Source organism: Veillonella sp. 20925_1_51, from assembly GCF_041431445.1.
Lineage (GTDB): Bacteria > Bacillota > Negativicutes > Veillonellales > Veillonellaceae > Veillonella > Veillonella nakazawae.
Genome location: NZ_JAPVXT010000003.1, coordinates 94,993 through 111,235, shown reverse-complemented (window position 1 = coordinate 111,235; position 16,243 = coordinate 94,993). Strand labels below are relative to the sequence as shown.

The following is a 16,243-nucleotide window of genomic DNA, read 5'->3' as shown; positions in this document are numbered from 1 at the left end:
TTCATGTGTATTTAGTGATTAGAACAAGTCTTTTTTCCACATACCAATGATAGCAATAATAGAGAATACTAATGCAACACCTATAACCTCATAGAATCCCTCTGGATCCTCTTGGAATGGCAATGGCACGTTTGTCCCCCACAAGCTAAATACGATTGTTGGCACCGCCATAGCAATAGTAAGGGTCGCCAACATTTTCATAACCAAGTTAAGGTTATTAGAAATGATGGATGTAAAGGCGTTCATCATGTTCATCAAGATATTAGAGTACATTTCAACCATCTCGATGGCCTGTTTATTCTCGATGATAACGTCCTCTAGTAAGTCCTCATCCTCTTCGTACATCTTGAGAAGATGTTTATAGGAACTATGACCACGCAAGCGCAATAGACGTTCCATAACGGTACCATTCGTGCGCAATGCAGATGTAAAGTATGTCATGGATTTCTGTAATTCCAACAATTGGAAGAAGTCTTTATTCTTTGTAGTATGACGCAATTGGACTTCAATATCGTCAGTACGGCGATTGATTTGTTGCAAGTAGCGCAAGAACATAGTTGCTGTGCGATACAAGATTTGGAACAAGAAACGCGTCTTTTTGTATGTATAGAACGTAGAAATCTGATTAGAAATGAATGGATACAACACTTCAGATTCTTCTAAGCAGATGGTAATGAAGAAGTCTGGCGTTAAGAAAATACCAAGCGGTACTGTATCATACATATCGTTACCGCGGATAACCGGAATATTAATAACGATAAAGATGTAGTTATCCTCTAACTCCACGTGAGAACGTTCTTCCATATCGAGAGCGGTCTTTAAAACGTCCGTTGGGATTTCCGTCAAAATATTGATAAGGGATAACTCATCGGGGTCTGGGTTCACCAAATTTACCCAAGAACCTTTTGTGGCATCTGATACAGTGCTATCGGAAACTAACTCTTCTTCTATATGTTTATACACCGTAATCATGCTATCCCTCCTTCCAACGAACTTATAGTAATCATCTAATAAATTATATACTATTTTATAGCTATTATTCAATTCAATTGTGAAAGTTTTGTGTATCTAGTACATACATATACAGTTTTATGTCTATTTATGATGTACAAATGTATATAGTAAAAGTATCGTAATGTTTAATCCACGCAATAAAATAACCTCTAAGTTAGTCAGTAACTAACCTAGAGGTTATTTATATCCGCCCTAATCATTCAGATCAGGATAATGTAATTTATTTCGTTCCTCTACAGAGCTATAAACTCTGCTTTCACCTAATTGCGGCGCAAGATACGAACAGAGTTCAAGATACAAAGGATGGATACGCCAGTATCACCAAATACTGCCCACCACATGGATGCATAGCCCATGAGGCCAAGCGCCATGATAAGGATTTTAACAGCAATAGCGAATACAACGTTTTGCCATGCTACACGCAATGTCGCTTTGGACAAGTCAAGGATATGTGCAATAGCAGTCAAGGATGGACGCATGAACACAACATCTGCTGCCTCGATAGCCGCATCAGCACCGCTACCCATCGCGCCACCAACATCAGCACCAGCAAGTACTGGAGCATCGTTGATGCCATCCCCTACGAACATAGTTGGACCATATTCAGAGCGAATATCTTGTACAACGGACAATTTATCTTGAGGCAACAACTGAGCACGTACAGCACTTACGCCAGTTTCTTTAGCGATATAATTTGCACTTGCTTCAGCATCACCTGTAAGCATAACAGTTTTAATATCTTGACCATTAAGATTAGCAATCGCTTCAGCAGAGTCTGGGCGAGCTTCATCGGCGATGATGATACGACCTAAGTATGTATTACCTTCTGCAACAAGAACTTCTGTGCCATATTCAGCAGCCTCTGTTGGATAGCCTTGCACATTATAGCGTTCCATAAGGCGACGGTTACCAATAAGTACTTGTTGACCATCAGTCATACCCACCATACCTTCACCAGCTAACTCTTGAACGAAATCAGAAGGTTCCACTGTAAGGCCTTGATCTTTTGCTTCAGACACGATGCTTGTTGCGATTGGATGTGTAGAAACGGCTTCGATAGCTGCCGCCATGGATAACAATTGACTGGAACTTACATGAGAGCCTACAGTTTCTACGCTGTGAACTTTGAACTCACCAGATGTGATAGTACCAGTTTTATCAAGAGCTACTGCTTTCACATTAGCCAACGCCTCGATAACGCGACCACCTTTTAATAAGATACCGTGTTTAGACGCATTGCCGATACCGGAGAAGAATGCAAGTGGCACGCTAAGCACCAATGCACATGGGCAAGAAATAACGAGGAATGTTAAGGCTGTGTAGATCCATTTATGCCATTCACCAGTAATAAGGGATGGAATGATAGCTACAGCCAATGCAAGAGCTACAACGATTGGTGTGTATACGCGAGCAAAACGCGTAATGAAACGGTCGATTTTAGGTTTAGAAGATGCTGCATTTTCCACGGCATCAAGAATTTTAGTAACCATGGATTCTTCAAGAACCTTATCTACACGCATTGTAATGCGACCAGATTCATTGATGCAACCAGACATAAGTTGAGTGCCAGGTACGGCGCGAACAGGTACAGGTTCACCTGTTACAGGTGCTGTATTAACGCGTGTTTCACCTTCAAGCACTGTGCCGTCTAGAGGAATTAAATCGCCAGGACGAACTTCGATAGTCCAGCCTACTTCAACCTTTTCAGGAGCCATAACTACGATTTCACCACCGCAGTCTGTATCTACAACCCGCACCTCCTGAGGACGCATATCGACAGCGTTCATGATTTCTGTACGACTACGATCAGTTGCTTTTTCTTCGAAGAACTCACCAATACGGTAGAACAAGATAACGCCTACGGCTTCAGGCAATGCATCGATAGCAATAGCGCCCAATGTAGCGATAGACATCAAGAAGTTCTCGTCGAACACTTGGCCTTTTAAGATATTACGACCTGCGATACGCAATACAGGGAACGCAAGAAGAATATAGGCAATATAGTAAATTGGAGTTTCGATAGACTCTGGCAAGCCGATGGACGGCACAAAGGATGACAAAACGTCATAAATCATAAATAACAAGCCTGCTACGATGACTGCAATTGTTACAGCATCACCACCACGATCCTGGTCAGGACCATGATCATCCATAGCCGCTTTAGATTTACGTTCATAATCTGCTACGGTTACGCCCTCTTCGATGGCATCACAAATGTCTTGAATGTCACGTTTAAGAGCTTCACGGTCTTCCCAAGAGCCGGTTAATTTTAATTGATGTGTAGCAAGTGTGAAATTTGCAGTCTCTACCACATCCATTTTACGGATACGATCTTCAATTTTTGCTGCGCAGTTCGGACAGTTCAAATTCTTCAATAACAATGTTTCTTCCATGATATCTCCTTTGATAATAGTGAAAGTTTCTATCCTGTATTGTAAGTTAATAGGTAATATTTTTCTAATACTTATTAGACATATCTTGTTTCATATTTTGTTATATATGTTCCTAAACATTTTTCATCAGATATTTTCATTTATATGAATACCTATTCATATGTTTATTTTAATAGAAGATATGGTGTATGTCAAGAAGAATTATCAAAATATCTATGATAATAAACAATAGTAAAATAGCCTATACTCATCATACATGAGCATAGGCCAAATCTATTTTTCTTCACTTTACAATTTACTTTACTGAGTTTCTTTATTTGATTACTTTACCAATTACATTAGTGTTATTATTATCAACTCTTCAAAGGTTCTTATTCAAAAGGATTCTTATTCAAAAAGATTAATTTCCTTTATATCTTTAAAAGCAATGGCTACGCCCTCAATAGATAGACTATGTGTAGGTTTACCTATCGCCTCGATAGTCCCTACTAATTCCGTATAGCAATGACCTGTATAATAAAGCACTCGTACAAAATCCCCTTCCACCAAGGATTGTATAGTACGGTTTAATTCCTCTATTTGATCCTCCGATAGCTCTACACGATTCTCTTTAGGCCGTGCCACAGCTGCCAGTAATACTTCAAATCCCTTTAATGCCGCAAAGGGCATAAATTGTTTCGCCCGTTGCAAACGAGACATACGATGTTTCATTAATTTATTCCCCATTATGGCCACCTACCAAGGTATTTCTAAAGCGCATTGTCCCTTCATCTTGCAAGCTAGAGGCACGTAAAATAGCGTTTTTACCAAACTGCTCCTTGATAGATAGCATTGCCTCTTGTACTTGCCGTTCCTTTTCCTCTGTATCTGTCGCAAGGGCGCTAAATAAATCCTCCTCTTGAGGGATTGCGGAACGATTTACTAAATCCTCAAAGCTTATTCCAATACGACGGATGAGCTCATTTTTATGGCAATGCTGCTCATATAATTTAATTACTGCCGTCGTTAATGCTTGCAATGAATCAGTGTACTGTTTAAGCTTTTTAGAACCTCCAGTAGAGCGCACCATATCATCTGCATAGCCAATATGAACATGAATATGGTTCGTAACCCCTTTAATTTGTAAAAGCTCTAGTACCAAGGACTCCACCATTTCCCGCATAGGCACGTAGGCCTCTTCATAGGTATAATTACGCAACAAAATCTGGCTATGCGAGATAGAATGCTTAATAGGACGATACGCATGGATATCTGCAATCGTACACGGCTCACGGCCCCAAGCATGATCGATAATGAGCTCTGCATTAACACCAAATTCCTTGTACAACTTGGCCTCTGGAACCATGGTGATGCCATGCAAATCATAAGCTCCATATTTATGTAAGCGGTTGGCTATTCCCTTACCAATCTGCCAAATGTCGGTCAAGGGCTGATGATACCAAATTTTCTCTTTAAAGAGGCTTTCATCAAGATATCCTATAAAATCAGGCGCATATTTTGCCAGGATATCGAGAGCAACCTTGGCGAGGAATAAGTTTGTTCCAATCCCAACGGTGGCATAAATCTTGGTCGCCTCTAACACCGCATCAAGTAGCATCTGCGCTAGCTCTCGAGGCGTTTTCTTGTAGAGCGGTAAGTAAGGCGTAATATCGATAAAATACTCGTCGATAGAGTATACATGTACATCCTCAGGTGCCACATACTTGAGCAAAATCCCGTAAATCTCAGCAGACGCCTGCATATACCGCTTCATATGAGGCTTCACCGTCAAATACTCAATGTGCGGAGGAATCTCAAAAAGACGACTACGATTCTTAACACCTAGCTTTTTTAAGGCTGGTGAAATGGCCAATGTAATAGCCCCTTTGCCACGAGACCCATCGGCCACCACCAAAGGCGTTGTAAACGGATCCAGCCCCAAATCGGCGCACTCCACAGACGCGTAAAAACTCTTCAAATCAATGCACATATACATTCGATCCGTATCAACTGAACCCATACAAACACCTCCTCAAACCGCTAAATAACTAGCCTCTACAAGAAATATAAAAAGAAGAATTTCTATGATTAGTATAACAAAAATACAGAGTATTTTCAAACATATGTTTGTTATTATGAAGGTAAATTTATAGAAAAATAAAAAGCACCTAACACTAGATATATAATCTAATGTTAGATGCCTATGTGTTTAACACATTATTAAATATAGCTATTTATTTCTATCTAACAAAATCCAACATCCCCAAAAATACCACTAGTCCTAATGCAATTGAAGCAAGGCCATACACAATAGTTACCCTTACATTATCTATACTTACTTCTCCATTTTTTGCAAGCACACCTGTCGGACTAAATAGAACTACAGGTCCACCGATTGGTCCAAAAGGAATATAAAACTCTACACTTTCAGCAGTATGAGTCTCACCATTCAAGATATACTTAATATCATAACCATAAATATATTTATCCATACCACGAGCTAATGGTATTTCCTTTATAACTCGTGGAAGTACAGACACAATCGTTACTGGAGTTCCATTGCGACGTAATACAAATCGTTTGATAATTAAATACAACCCACTAAGTATTAACCAAAGAGCCACACAACAGAAGTAAAATACAAAAAACTCCATGCCTCTAGCCATCACGCGCTCCTTTCCCAACAATACACTGAAAACTATCTAGTTCTATTATATATTGATGGGACTTATTTTGCTAACGTAATACAAAAAGAGCACCACCTATCGAGGGGCGACTTACGTGTCGTTTGGAGCCACGAGGTAGGTGGTGCTTTTTTGTAACTAAGTTGTCGAAATAAAGTCGGGCCCCATCAATATAGGCGCGGCCCGATAGTTTTCATTATTGTTCCGGCCCCATGTCTCGGAATTCCACATCTCTAAATTGGGTTAATTCCCCAATGAATTGGAGTTCCACGGTACCGACGGAACCATTACGGTGCTTACGAATGAGGACTTCTGCGTTGTCCCCTTTTTCGGAGTTTTCATCGTAATATTTATCGCGGTACAAGAAGATAACGATATCCGCATCTTGTTCGAGGGAACCAGATTCACGAAGGTCAGACAGTACAGGCCGTTTATCAGGTCTGCTTTCAACACTACGAGACAATTGAGACAAGGCGATGAGAGGCACATTGAACTCACGAGCGATCAATTTGAGGTTACGAGAGATTTCAGACACCTCTTGTTGACGGTTCTCGCTGCCCTTACCGGAGTTGCGGCCTTGCATCAACTGAATATAATCGACGATAACGAGATCGAGACCATGCTCCACCTTAAGACGGCGCAATTTAGATCGCATATCTTGTACGGTAAGGCCCGGCGTATCATCAATAAATAGCTTGGATTTACTCATGCGATCCGCTGCAGCGATAACCTTTTCCCAGTCAGTAGGGTCCATGTTCGCACGGCGCAGTTTTTCAGAGCTCACACCTGCCACAGAGGACAGAATACGACCAACGAGCTGTTCCTTGCCCATTTCTAGGGAGAAGAAGGCTACTGTCTTGTCGTATAGCATCGTTACGTTTTGGGCGATGTTCAAGGTGAAAGCCGTTTTACCCATCGCAGGACGGGCTGCTACGAGGATAAGGTCAGATTTTTGTAGACCATTAAAGACATGGTCCACATCTTTAAAGCCTGTTGGAACGCCTGTAATAGCGCCATCATGCTGTTGCAATGCATTTAATTTATCTAAGTTAGATAATACAACCTCCCCAATAGGAGCAAATGATGATTCGGACTGTGTTTGACCACTTACGTCCAATACCATTTGTTCCGCCTTGTTAAGGATAGCCGTTGGCTCATCTTCGCCAGCGTACGTCATGCCTACGATTTTATTCCCTGCATCGATAAGGCGGCGCAACTGAGCTTTCTCACTAATGATTTTCGCATGTTCCTCTACATTATAGGACACCGATTCATTAGCCAAAGATGTAATATATGCAAGACCGCCTACCGCATCGAGACGCTTACGACGATCTAGCTCTTCACCAACAGTGATAAAGTCCGCCGTCTTGTTAGCATGCACGATTTCTAAGATAGCATCATAAATAATACGATGCGCATCGCGGTAAAAGTCTTCAGATTTTAGAATACTCGTTACCGTATCGACAACGGCACCCGAGTTGGATCCATTCGTTAATAAAGCCCCCAAAACGGCTTTTTCCGCATCTAAATTATGCGGTGGAATGCGCACATCCATGATAATCCCCTTTATAAAACCACTAAGGATAAAAGAATTCACCATACTCAAAGAGCATGGTGAACACTATTATTCAGCTACTACATTAACCTTGATAGTACTTGTAATTTCAGGATGAACACGAACGAGTACATCATGTACGCCTAATGTTTTCAATGGTTCTTTGATTTCGATTTTCTTTTTATCGATATCTACTTTGTATTGCGCTTTAGCTGCATCGGAAATATCTTTTGCAGTAACGGAACCGAATACACGACCTTCTTCGCCCATGCGAACTTTTACAGTTACTTCAACCTTGGTCAATTGAGCTGCCAAGATTTTAGCCTCGTCATTGGCAACAGCTTTATTGTGAGCGATGGATTCTTGCTTTTGTTTCGCATTATTTACGTTAGTTGCTGTACCTTCAAGGCCAAGACCTTTTTTGATCAATACATTACGGCCATATGCATCGCTAACTTCAACGATTTCGCCTTTTTTACCAACCTTTTTAACGTCTTCTAACAATACTACTTTCATTGTTCTTCCTCCTCTTTCTCTGCGGAATGAAGGGCTTCAAGAGCATGGTCTAAGATAGCCTTCTTCGCTTCCTCTATCGTCATACCTTGTAATTGGGCACCAGCCACGGTTCTGTGACCACCGCCACCCAAGGCTTCCATTACAACTTGTACATTTACCTTGCCTTTGGATCGAGCGCTAACGCCGATACCGCCGTCATTCAAGGAATACAGTACAAAGGCTGCTTCAATATCTTCATTACTGATGAGCATGTCTGCACTTTGTGCAGCTAATGCCATCATATCCTTCAAACCTTCAGGAGCTACAGAAATAGCAATTCCTTCAGTTCGATTGGCTTCAAATACCATTTTAGCACGCAATTGAACAGAATCGAAGGTTTCAATAAATAATTGTTTAACGCGTTCAATATCTGCCCCTGCACGGCGTAAGAATGCGGCCGCTTCAAAGGTACGTGCCCCAGTTTGTTGCACAAAGTTCTTCGTATCAAGCACGATGCCCGCATAAATGCCTGTAGCTTCTGCTTTTGAAAGTTTTACGCCACCACCTGCGTATTGTACAAGCTCTGTAACAAGCTCAGATGTAGATGATGCAGTTGGTTCCAAGTATGTAAGCAATGGGTTTTCTACGAAGTCCGCTGCACGACGATGATGATCGATAACGATGCGTCGTTCAGAAATTTCAAGAGCCTCTTGAGCTGCGACCATTTCTTGGCGATGTGTATCACATACAATGGTGAGCGTATTAGCATCTACCCAAGTTTTTGCCGCTTCAGGAGTAATAATATGTTCTGTCCAGAACTCATCCTCTTTCAGAACAGTCACCATTTTATCAATGGCGCTCGTTTCCTTTGAAAGTACGATGCGCAGTTCTTTACCCAAGGTACGCGCAATAGCTACAACACCGACAATGCCACCTAACGCATCATAGTCTTCACGCTTATGACCCATCACAAGGATTTTATCGGAATCAAGCATAAGCTCATGTAAAGCTTGCGATACAACACGAGCACGAACACGGGTATTCTTCTCAACACCAGCTGTATTACCGCCGAAGAAGCGGGTACTTTCACCATCCATAATACACACTTGGTCACCACCGCGACCTAATGCGATATCTAAGGCGGCGCGAGCACGACTAGAAACCTCTTTTACAGAGCCTACGTTCTCGCTAATCCCGATAGAAATCGTTGCAGGCACTTGACGGGGTGAAGGCAATTTACGGATTCTCTCAAGGATTTTAAACCCATCTTCCTCCATCGCATGAAGTGCACCACGAGAAATAGCAAAGGTATACATATCATCTTGGAAGTTACGAATGAAGCCTTCTTGTCTATCAATTTCATCCATAATAATGTTATTAATATCTGTCCAAACGCTAGTATACTCGCGGTCACTAAGACCTTTTGTCAATTCTTCGAGATTATCGATTTGAATCATGCCCCACACAGGCTGATTTTCTTCGGCTTTAATACGGGCCTTTTCTAAGTCTGTAATATTCTTAAAGTAAAGAGCCATTACTGCATGCTCTGCCAATTCATCTTCACTATGAATATCTGGTCGTGCATCACGAGGATCAATGAATTTGTAAATAATTTGGAAATACTTATCTCCATACTGTTCCGTCATAAATCCAGATTTTCCCCAGATTTTATCAATACGGAAGCCAGGCATAAGAGCAGACATTTTTTGAAGTTTATTCCAGTCTACCTTAACCCAGTCTGCAAAGACACTATTATTCCATACGAGGGTACCTTGTTTATTAACAAGAGCAATCCCCATTGGCAAGTTTTGTAAGGCAAAGTTCGAAGCTTGTGTGACGTTTTTCATCATCGCCCCAAACTGTTCCCTTGCTAAACGACGCCGGTTATGAAGGGTGTTATAATTAACCAAATACGCCGCTACCACGATAATTAAAGCTAGAATTGCAATGGCCCAATTTAGATAGGCCAACAATAATAACAATAATACGATAACGGTAATAATGGTAATTTCTAAACCTTCCCATTTCCGTTGAAAGGATTTCATAACGGCCTCCTTTCTATTACTATTGACGCGCTTTGTAACGTGTCCGTAAATCTAAAAACATATCTATGACACCAAATATAGCTAATGCTTGTCCAAAGAAAAAGGCATACACCCCAAGCAATATCCACTTCAATTTATTACTCATGCGGTAACTACTCATTAAATCTGCTAAAGCTGCAAAGCCATGAATAGAACACATAGAACTACCGAGGAGTAATACATTAGTACTAATGGCTATGACCCAGGAAGAGTCCATATTGATATGCGGCGTACCATATATACCAATAATACCTAAAGCGTATAGCCCTGCACTCCAGACAGGCATCTTCCATTCTTCAATTGGTAAAAATCGAGGTATGGAGATACGTAATCTTTTACCTAGCCATATAGATATCTGAATAGTTATATAACTGTATGATACTGCAGCTATAGCTACAGCTACAAAAAACGCATCCTTCAAACCAGTAGCAAGCTTATCTACATTTTTCACAAATAAATCAGCTTGTTCCTGTGTGATATTAGGATTCGTCTGTAATGCTTGATCAGCAATCATACGAGCTTGCTCAGTCATCTGTGTATCTATCATTGATAGAGTAATACCAGATACATATACTTGTGCCATTAAAGTTACTAATACAGCAACAAACATAGCAATACTAGGGAGTAGTAGTCGTTTAATCGTCCCTAAAGAAAGACGGTTACCTTCTCCTACCCCTACACCTACCGCAGCAAATAAGCCAACAGGTATACCATTCCATGGTCCAAACAAAACTACCGCTAAGAAAGTAGTAACAACAGCTGCCGATATACTATACTTGCGACCCCATTTTGTTCCAATTATGCCAATGGCTGCAGGTGTAACAAAAAATGATAAAAAAGCGAAAGCTGGTAAATACACACTAATAGCACTAAGGATGACACCTATAGCACTAACAAATCCTGTTTCTACCATCGCTCTTGTATTTGTTTGTTTCATAAATCTCCATTCTATATAAGAAGATAGATTAATTGGTATCTTTTAATTATAACAGTTTAAAAAGGTAACTTCAAATACCCTATGTAGTAGACAAATGCGATAACACCGCTATTTATAGTAGATTCCATAGGTCCTTTTTAAAATGTTAAAAGTACCACACCATAGGGTGCGGTACTTTTGTTTATTATATGTGATTATACGTCTTGAATAATCGGCAAGATCATAGGACGACGGCGAGTTTTATCGTAGAAGAATTTACCCAACGCGTCACGTACGTTTTGCTTAATCGTAGTCCAGTCTTTAATGCGTTGCATTTCGCATTCTTCAAGAACTTGGTCTACGCGGTGTTCTGCAGCAATCATAAGTTCTTCTGCATCGCGTACGTATACGAAGCCACGAGATACGAGGTCTGGACCAGCTACGATTGTACCAGAAGCTTTATCCATCGCCATTACAACGATAACCATGCCTTCTTGTGCCAATTGTTGACGGTCACGGATAACGATGTTACCTACATCGCCAACGCCAAGGCCATCAACGAAGATAGCACCAGCTTGTACACGGCCACCTTTACGTCCACCATCTTTATCAAATTCAAAGATTTGACCATTGTCGCCGATAAGAACTTTCTTAGGATCTACGCCCATAGCAACGCCAAGTTCACCATGGCGGCGCAACATGCGGTACTCACCATGAACTGGAATGAAGTATTCTGGGCGAACAAGGTTAAGCATTGTTTTAAGCTCTTCTTGGCTCGCATGACCAGATACGTGGATACCACGATCTTTACCATATACAACGTGACAACCTAATCGGAGCAAGTTATCGATAGTTCTACCTACAGCACCTTCGTTACCTGGAATTGGTGTAGCAGAGATGATAACTGTATCATTCGGTGCCAACTCTACAGTGCGGTGGTTGCTTGTAGCCATACGGGACAAGCCTGCCATCGGTTCACCTTGAGAACCAGTTGTTAAGATCATAATTTGGTCATCTGTGTAGTTGTGCATTACATCTACGTCGATGATTGTATTTGGTGGAATGTTCAAATAACCGCGTTCTTGAGCGATTTCTGTAACATTTACCATACTGCGCCCCATAACGACAACCTTACGGTTGAACATAACTGCCGCATCAATAGCTTGTTGGATACGAGATACGTTAGATGCAAATGTAGCTAACACAACGCGGCCTTTTGCTTCTCCAACAGCTTGTTTAATAGCAGGGCCTACGGAACTTTCAGAACCTGTAGTACCTGGTTTTTCAACGTTTGTAGAGTCGGACATCAAGGCCAATACACCTTTATTGCCAAGCTCAGCAAATTTGTGCATATCCATCAAACGGCCATCAACTGGTGTTTGGTCGATTTTAAAGTCACCTGTATGAAGTACAGTCCCGATTGGTGTATCAAAGTACACAGCGCAGGAGTCAGGAATGGAGTGGTTTGTTTGGATAAAACCAACCTTAACTTGACCAATTTGAACTTCATCGCCTGCAGCAATAGTACGAAGACATTTTGGAGATACCTTATGTTCTTTAAACTTGCCTTCAATCAAACCACAAACGAGATTTGTTGCATATACTGGGCAGTTAATTTCTTTCATAAGGTATGCCAAGGAGCCAATATGGTCCTCGTGACCATGGGTAATTACGACAGCTTTCACGCGATCCTTATTCTCGATGATATAGCTCATATCAGGAATAACGATATCTACGCCAAGCATATCTTCGCTAGGGAACGCAAGACCAGAGTCGAGAACGATGATTTCGTCCTCATATTGGAAGATGGTCATGTTTTTACCGATTTCACCAAGACCGCCAAGAGGGATGATTTGGAATTTACCCTTATTAGCGCCATTTGGTGTACGACCTACTAATTCCACAGGAGCCTCTTGATTGTTGCGGTTTGTGGAGCGGTTATTTGGACGGTTGTTGTTACGGTTTTGACTATTGCGACCATTGTTAGAGCGCGTATTACGCGTATTTTCACTACGTTCACCACGTGGTGCACGAGTTTGACGAGGTTTACGTTCTGTACGTTCTTGACCTTCACCTTGCTCAGCATTGCGACGTGTATTTGTACGGCGTGTCGTATTAGTACGACCACCATTTGCATTTGTACGAGTATTTGTACGGCGTTGGCGTGTTGTGCCTTCACCTTCACCAGCTGCATGTTGACGAGTACGACCCTCGCCAGCAGGGCGGCGTGTATTAGTGCGGCGGCGAGTCTGTTTATGTTCGCCTTCAGCCGCAGCTGTACGAGTAGCAGGTTTTGCTACTGTTGGTTCTGCTTTCACTTGTGCAGTAACCTGATTATCTGTTGTATTCACAGTTCCTCCTAAAATTTTGTTCATTATTTTATTTAACATAGTTTCTTTTCTCACCTATCACTTGAATTGATCTATGCTATGGAGGCCACACAAAGAAAAAGGCGCTAAAATACTAGCGTCTCGTCAAATAGGCGCAAAAATGCGCTATCAATTTTTGCCGTTCCTAGTGTTGTTGTGACCATTTGCCATAGCAAATGAGTATATTGCCATCATTAGACATGTCAGCCGCGACGGGTACGTTCTCTTCGTTCCAATCTAATGATCTTTACAATATAATCCGATCGATTTTGATGAAAGCCTCGCTTTCATACGTTATGTCTATTGTAACATAAAAATAGCGTTAACAAAAGAGGGTAGCCCCCATGTTAACGCTATTTAGATATATTACATTCTATTTGTCATCATCTGGCATAGTTTTGTAAAACCCTTCGATACGCCACGCACCATTCTCTTCAATGACAGAAATATAGCGCTTCATCGGCGTTGATTCTACAACACCGGCGCCAACCTTTGTAGTTTGTAGGTTTGCATCAAAGACAATGCGCTTCAAATCCCCTGTGCGACTCACCCGTGTAATACCTAGGGATACTACATCCACCTTTGGCGCCTGTTTCATGGACTCTAGCCATTTTTGCTTCTCCACTGGATTTGTACTAGCTTGGCTAATAATATAGGTGAAAGCCTTATCATAATCCTTGTTATTTACGGCATCAAAATAATTTTGCACAGAAGCTCGCGCTGCTTCCGCACTGCCTTCACCAACGATAGAGTTTGTAAGCCATCCGTCAGGGAATACTTCATTAGCTGGGCCCATCTCACGTAAAGATGCGCCAAACACACAGATTACTATAACAAGTAATCCCACTAGAACACGTGTAGTTAAAGCACTACTCGTAGGAGATACCTTCATAATAGATGCCAAGCGCTTATCTATGACGATATGTTGCAATGCGCTGCCATATTGATTATCCTGTGGCTGTCCTTTTACACATAACAAACCTAATAAGATTAAAGGCCCTACAAAAGGAATAAGAAACAGCAACAAGGTAGCACTGCTTTTACCTGTATCATGAAGACGTCGTACAGATAAAGCAGCCAAAGGCATTAAGGAAACTAAGCTGAGTATAGCAACGATAAGACCTGCTAATCCGATTAGATACGGCCCCGTATGGAATATGGCGGTTAAACCATAAAACACCGCTAACAAGCCGACAATAGCAATATGCCACAACAACAGAAATTGGAAAAACTCTCTACGAGAGGCGCGTCCATCCGTATCCATAAACTTTTTCCCCATTACATAGAGGAATGTATCCTTATAGCTCAACTGATAATGAGATAAAGGATAAATCACATCACCTTCTGGTGCGATGCGCTCCACCTCTGTTGCCACTGTATACTGCCCACAGGTAGGGCAAAACATAGCCGCCTCATCACAATAATGACGGCAAGCATCACAATACCGTTTCATAAACTTCTCTCCAAAACTCTCAATCTTTTATTATTTTAACTATCTCAATTACTTATTATTTTAATTATCTCAATCACCTATTATTTTAAATAGGTATCTACCGCCTCAGCAAATCCTTGTCGATACAGATTAGCTCCGCCGTTTGCAGGATGGCGCAAACCAATGGCAGATAGACCAAATTTGCCCATCGTATCGGCAGACTTTTGCCCTACGGCGAGCACGAGAGGATCTGCACCACCTAATTCTATATGTAGATCTAACAAGCGTTTTGTATACTCCCAACCTACTTGTTGTTCTCTATCCGTAGGTGTGCGATTCGTCAGTGGATTTCCATCCTTATGTGGGTGGAATGGGAATATATTCCACAGCAATGTGTCATAAGGATCGATGCCCTTTTCAACAATGGCACTCCATACTACAGTGTCAGTAGGTTCATTAAAACCATCCTTTTGCTGTGTTCCTTTTAACAAAGAGCTAGTAGGTGAACTAGTACGTTCCAACTGAATAGTCGTGACATCCTTCGCACGAATGGTTTTATGCTTATCTAGTAGCATTCTTTCACAAGTAATAGCAATACCTGTAAAGCGGCCCCCTTGATAGCCTACAGCCTCAGCCACCACAAAAACCTTAGCTCGACCTAAGCGCGGCAATAAATAAGCGACCAAATTATCTCGACGCACTCGGGCCGCATCAAAGCCCTTTGTGACAATCTCTAAATCAGGATTAACCTCACCCCAAGGATTATGGACAAGACTCCCCGAATACTGGGCGAGCCAATCTACAAAACCGCGCACCGTCTCTACGCGCTCTGTATCAAAGGACCCTATATATTCATCAAAAGACAAGGTCTTCTCTAACTCAAACAAAGACATACAGCCTCCAATTTAAATTTCATATGTTATTACCGATATATATCTACTATACATGATAATTACACGAATTGCATAAGAAATATATAGTTATATGTACTACAATCAAGATGTCACCACTCCGTTCTGGGGAAACAGGTACAGAAAGGAGGTGCAACAGTGAAAGATATTCTTATAATCCTTCTAGTTCCTATCGTGGTAAATGTGACCAGCTATCTCATTTGCAAGTGGTTAGATAGGAAATTTCATGGTGATTAACCCCGTTAGCTTAGACGACCATAAGCAATAAAAAACTCCCTCAAGTATTTCGCGGTTCTTGAGGGAGTTTTTTTGTGCTAACAGTGAATTCTTACAATCCTTCAGCTACTTATAGTATACATTATTTTAGAGTTTTGTCTATTATAAAACACCCAAGCAGAAAAGTTCTTGGGT

The 16,243-nt window shown here is 41.4% G+C and carries 12 protein-coding genes; all 12 read right to left on the bottom strand.

Annotation, left to right across the window (positions count from 1 at the left end):
* Positions 1-18 precede the first annotated feature (18 nt).
* Positions 19-972, bottom strand: a complete 954-nt coding sequence (locus O3607_RS04445) for a magnesium transporter CorA family protein (protein WP_129823319.1) — start codon at positions 970-972, stop codon at positions 19-21.
* A gap of 302 nt (positions 973-1,274) precedes the next feature.
* Positions 1,275-3,407, bottom strand: coding sequence for a heavy metal translocating P-type ATPase (locus O3607_RS04440; protein ID WP_371443387.1), 2,133 nt, complete (start codon positions 3,405-3,407; stop codon positions 1,275-1,277).
* Positions 3,408-3,794: 387 nt separating this feature from the next.
* Complete coding sequence (locus O3607_RS04435; protein ID WP_174683244.1) at positions 3,795-4,118, bottom strand: YolD-like family protein; 324 nt, start codon at positions 4,116-4,118, stop codon at positions 3,795-3,797.
* A 4-nt stretch (positions 4,119-4,122) separates the two neighbouring features.
* Positions 4,123-5,406, bottom strand: coding sequence for a DNA repair protein (locus O3607_RS04430; protein ID WP_105081735.1), 1,284 nt, complete (start codon positions 5,404-5,406; stop codon positions 4,123-4,125).
* Between the two features lie 220 nt (positions 5,407-5,626).
* The gene (locus O3607_RS04425; protein WP_371443386.1) at positions 5,627-6,052 is read right to left on the bottom strand and encodes a hypothetical protein; all 426 of its coding nucleotides are present in this window, start codon (positions 6,050-6,052) and stop codon (positions 5,627-5,629) included.
* Positions 6,053-6,266: 214 nt separating this feature from the next.
* Positions 6,267-7,625, bottom strand: coding sequence for a replicative DNA helicase (gene dnaB / locus O3607_RS04420; RefSeq protein ID WP_039968875.1), 1,359 nt, complete (start codon positions 7,623-7,625; stop codon positions 6,267-6,269).
* Between the two features lie 69 nt (positions 7,626-7,694).
* Positions 7,695-8,141, bottom strand: a complete 447-nt coding sequence (gene rplI / locus O3607_RS04415) for a 50S ribosomal protein L9 (RefSeq protein WP_004694699.1) — start codon at positions 8,139-8,141, stop codon at positions 7,695-7,697.
* Entirely contained in the window at positions 8,138-10,165 is a 2,028-nt protein-coding gene (locus O3607_RS04410) for a DHH family phosphoesterase (RefSeq protein ID WP_156719818.1), read from the bottom strand. Before O3607_RS04410 ends, rplI begins: the two co-directional genes overlap by 4 nt.
* A gap of 19 nt (positions 10,166-10,184) precedes the next feature.
* Positions 10,185-11,141, bottom strand: coding sequence for a DUF2232 domain-containing protein (locus O3607_RS04405; protein WP_105093684.1), 957 nt, complete (start codon positions 11,139-11,141; stop codon positions 10,185-10,187).
* Positions 11,142-11,335: 194 nt separating this feature from the next.
* Positions 11,336-13,471, bottom strand: a complete 2,136-nt coding sequence (locus tag O3607_RS04400) for a ribonuclease J (RefSeq protein WP_227283661.1) — start codon at positions 13,469-13,471, stop codon at positions 11,336-11,338.
* A gap of 391 nt (positions 13,472-13,862) precedes the next feature.
* Entirely contained in the window at positions 13,863-14,942 is a 1,080-nt protein-coding gene (locus tag O3607_RS04395; protein WP_371443385.1) for a DUF805 domain-containing protein, read from the bottom strand.
* An 80-nt stretch (positions 14,943-15,022) separates the two neighbouring features.
* Positions 15,023-15,814, bottom strand: coding sequence for a uracil-DNA glycosylase (locus tag O3607_RS04390; RefSeq protein WP_295220491.1), 792 nt, complete (start codon positions 15,812-15,814; stop codon positions 15,023-15,025).
* Positions 15,815-16,243: the final 429 nt, after the last annotated feature.

Bases quoted from the DNA above. Each gene is read 5' to 3' on its own strand.
- O3607_RS04445 (WP_129823319.1), bottom strand. From the start codon at position 972: ATGATTACGGTGTATAAACATATAGAAGAAGAGTTAGTTTCCGATAGC.
- O3607_RS04440 (WP_371443387.1), bottom strand. From the start codon at position 3,407: ATGGAAGAAACATTGTTATTGAAGAATTTGAACTGTCCGAACTGCGCA.
- O3607_RS04435 (WP_174683244.1), bottom strand. From the start codon at position 4,118: ATGAAACATCGTATGTCTCGTTTGCAACGGGCGAAACAATTTATGCCC.
- O3607_RS04430 (WP_105081735.1), bottom strand. From the start codon at position 5,406: ATGGGTTCAGTTGATACGGATCGAATGTATATGTGCATTGATTTGAAG.
- O3607_RS04425 (WP_371443386.1), bottom strand. From the start codon at position 6,052: ATGGCTAGAGGCATGGAGTTTTTTGTATTTTACTTCTGTTGTGTGGCT.
- dnaB (WP_039968875.1), bottom strand. From the start codon at position 7,625: ATGGATGTGCGCATTCCACCGCATAATTTAGATGCGGAAAAAGCCGTT.
- rplI (WP_004694699.1), bottom strand. From the start codon at position 8,141: ATGAAAGTAGTATTGTTAGAAGACGTTAAAAAGGTTGGTAAAAAAGGC.
- O3607_RS04410 (WP_156719818.1), bottom strand. From the start codon at position 10,165: ATGAAATCCTTTCAACGGAAATGGGAAGGTTTAGAAATTACCATTATT.
- O3607_RS04405 (WP_105093684.1), bottom strand. From the start codon at position 11,141: ATGAAACAAACAAATACAAGAGCGATGGTAGAAACAGGATTTGTTAGT.
- O3607_RS04395 (WP_371443385.1), bottom strand. From the start codon at position 14,942: ATGAAACGGTATTGTGATGCTTGCCGTCATTATTGTGATGAGGCGGCT.
- O3607_RS04390 (WP_295220491.1), bottom strand. From the start codon at position 15,814: ATGTCTTTGTTTGAGTTAGAGAAGACCTTGTCTTTTGATGAATATATA.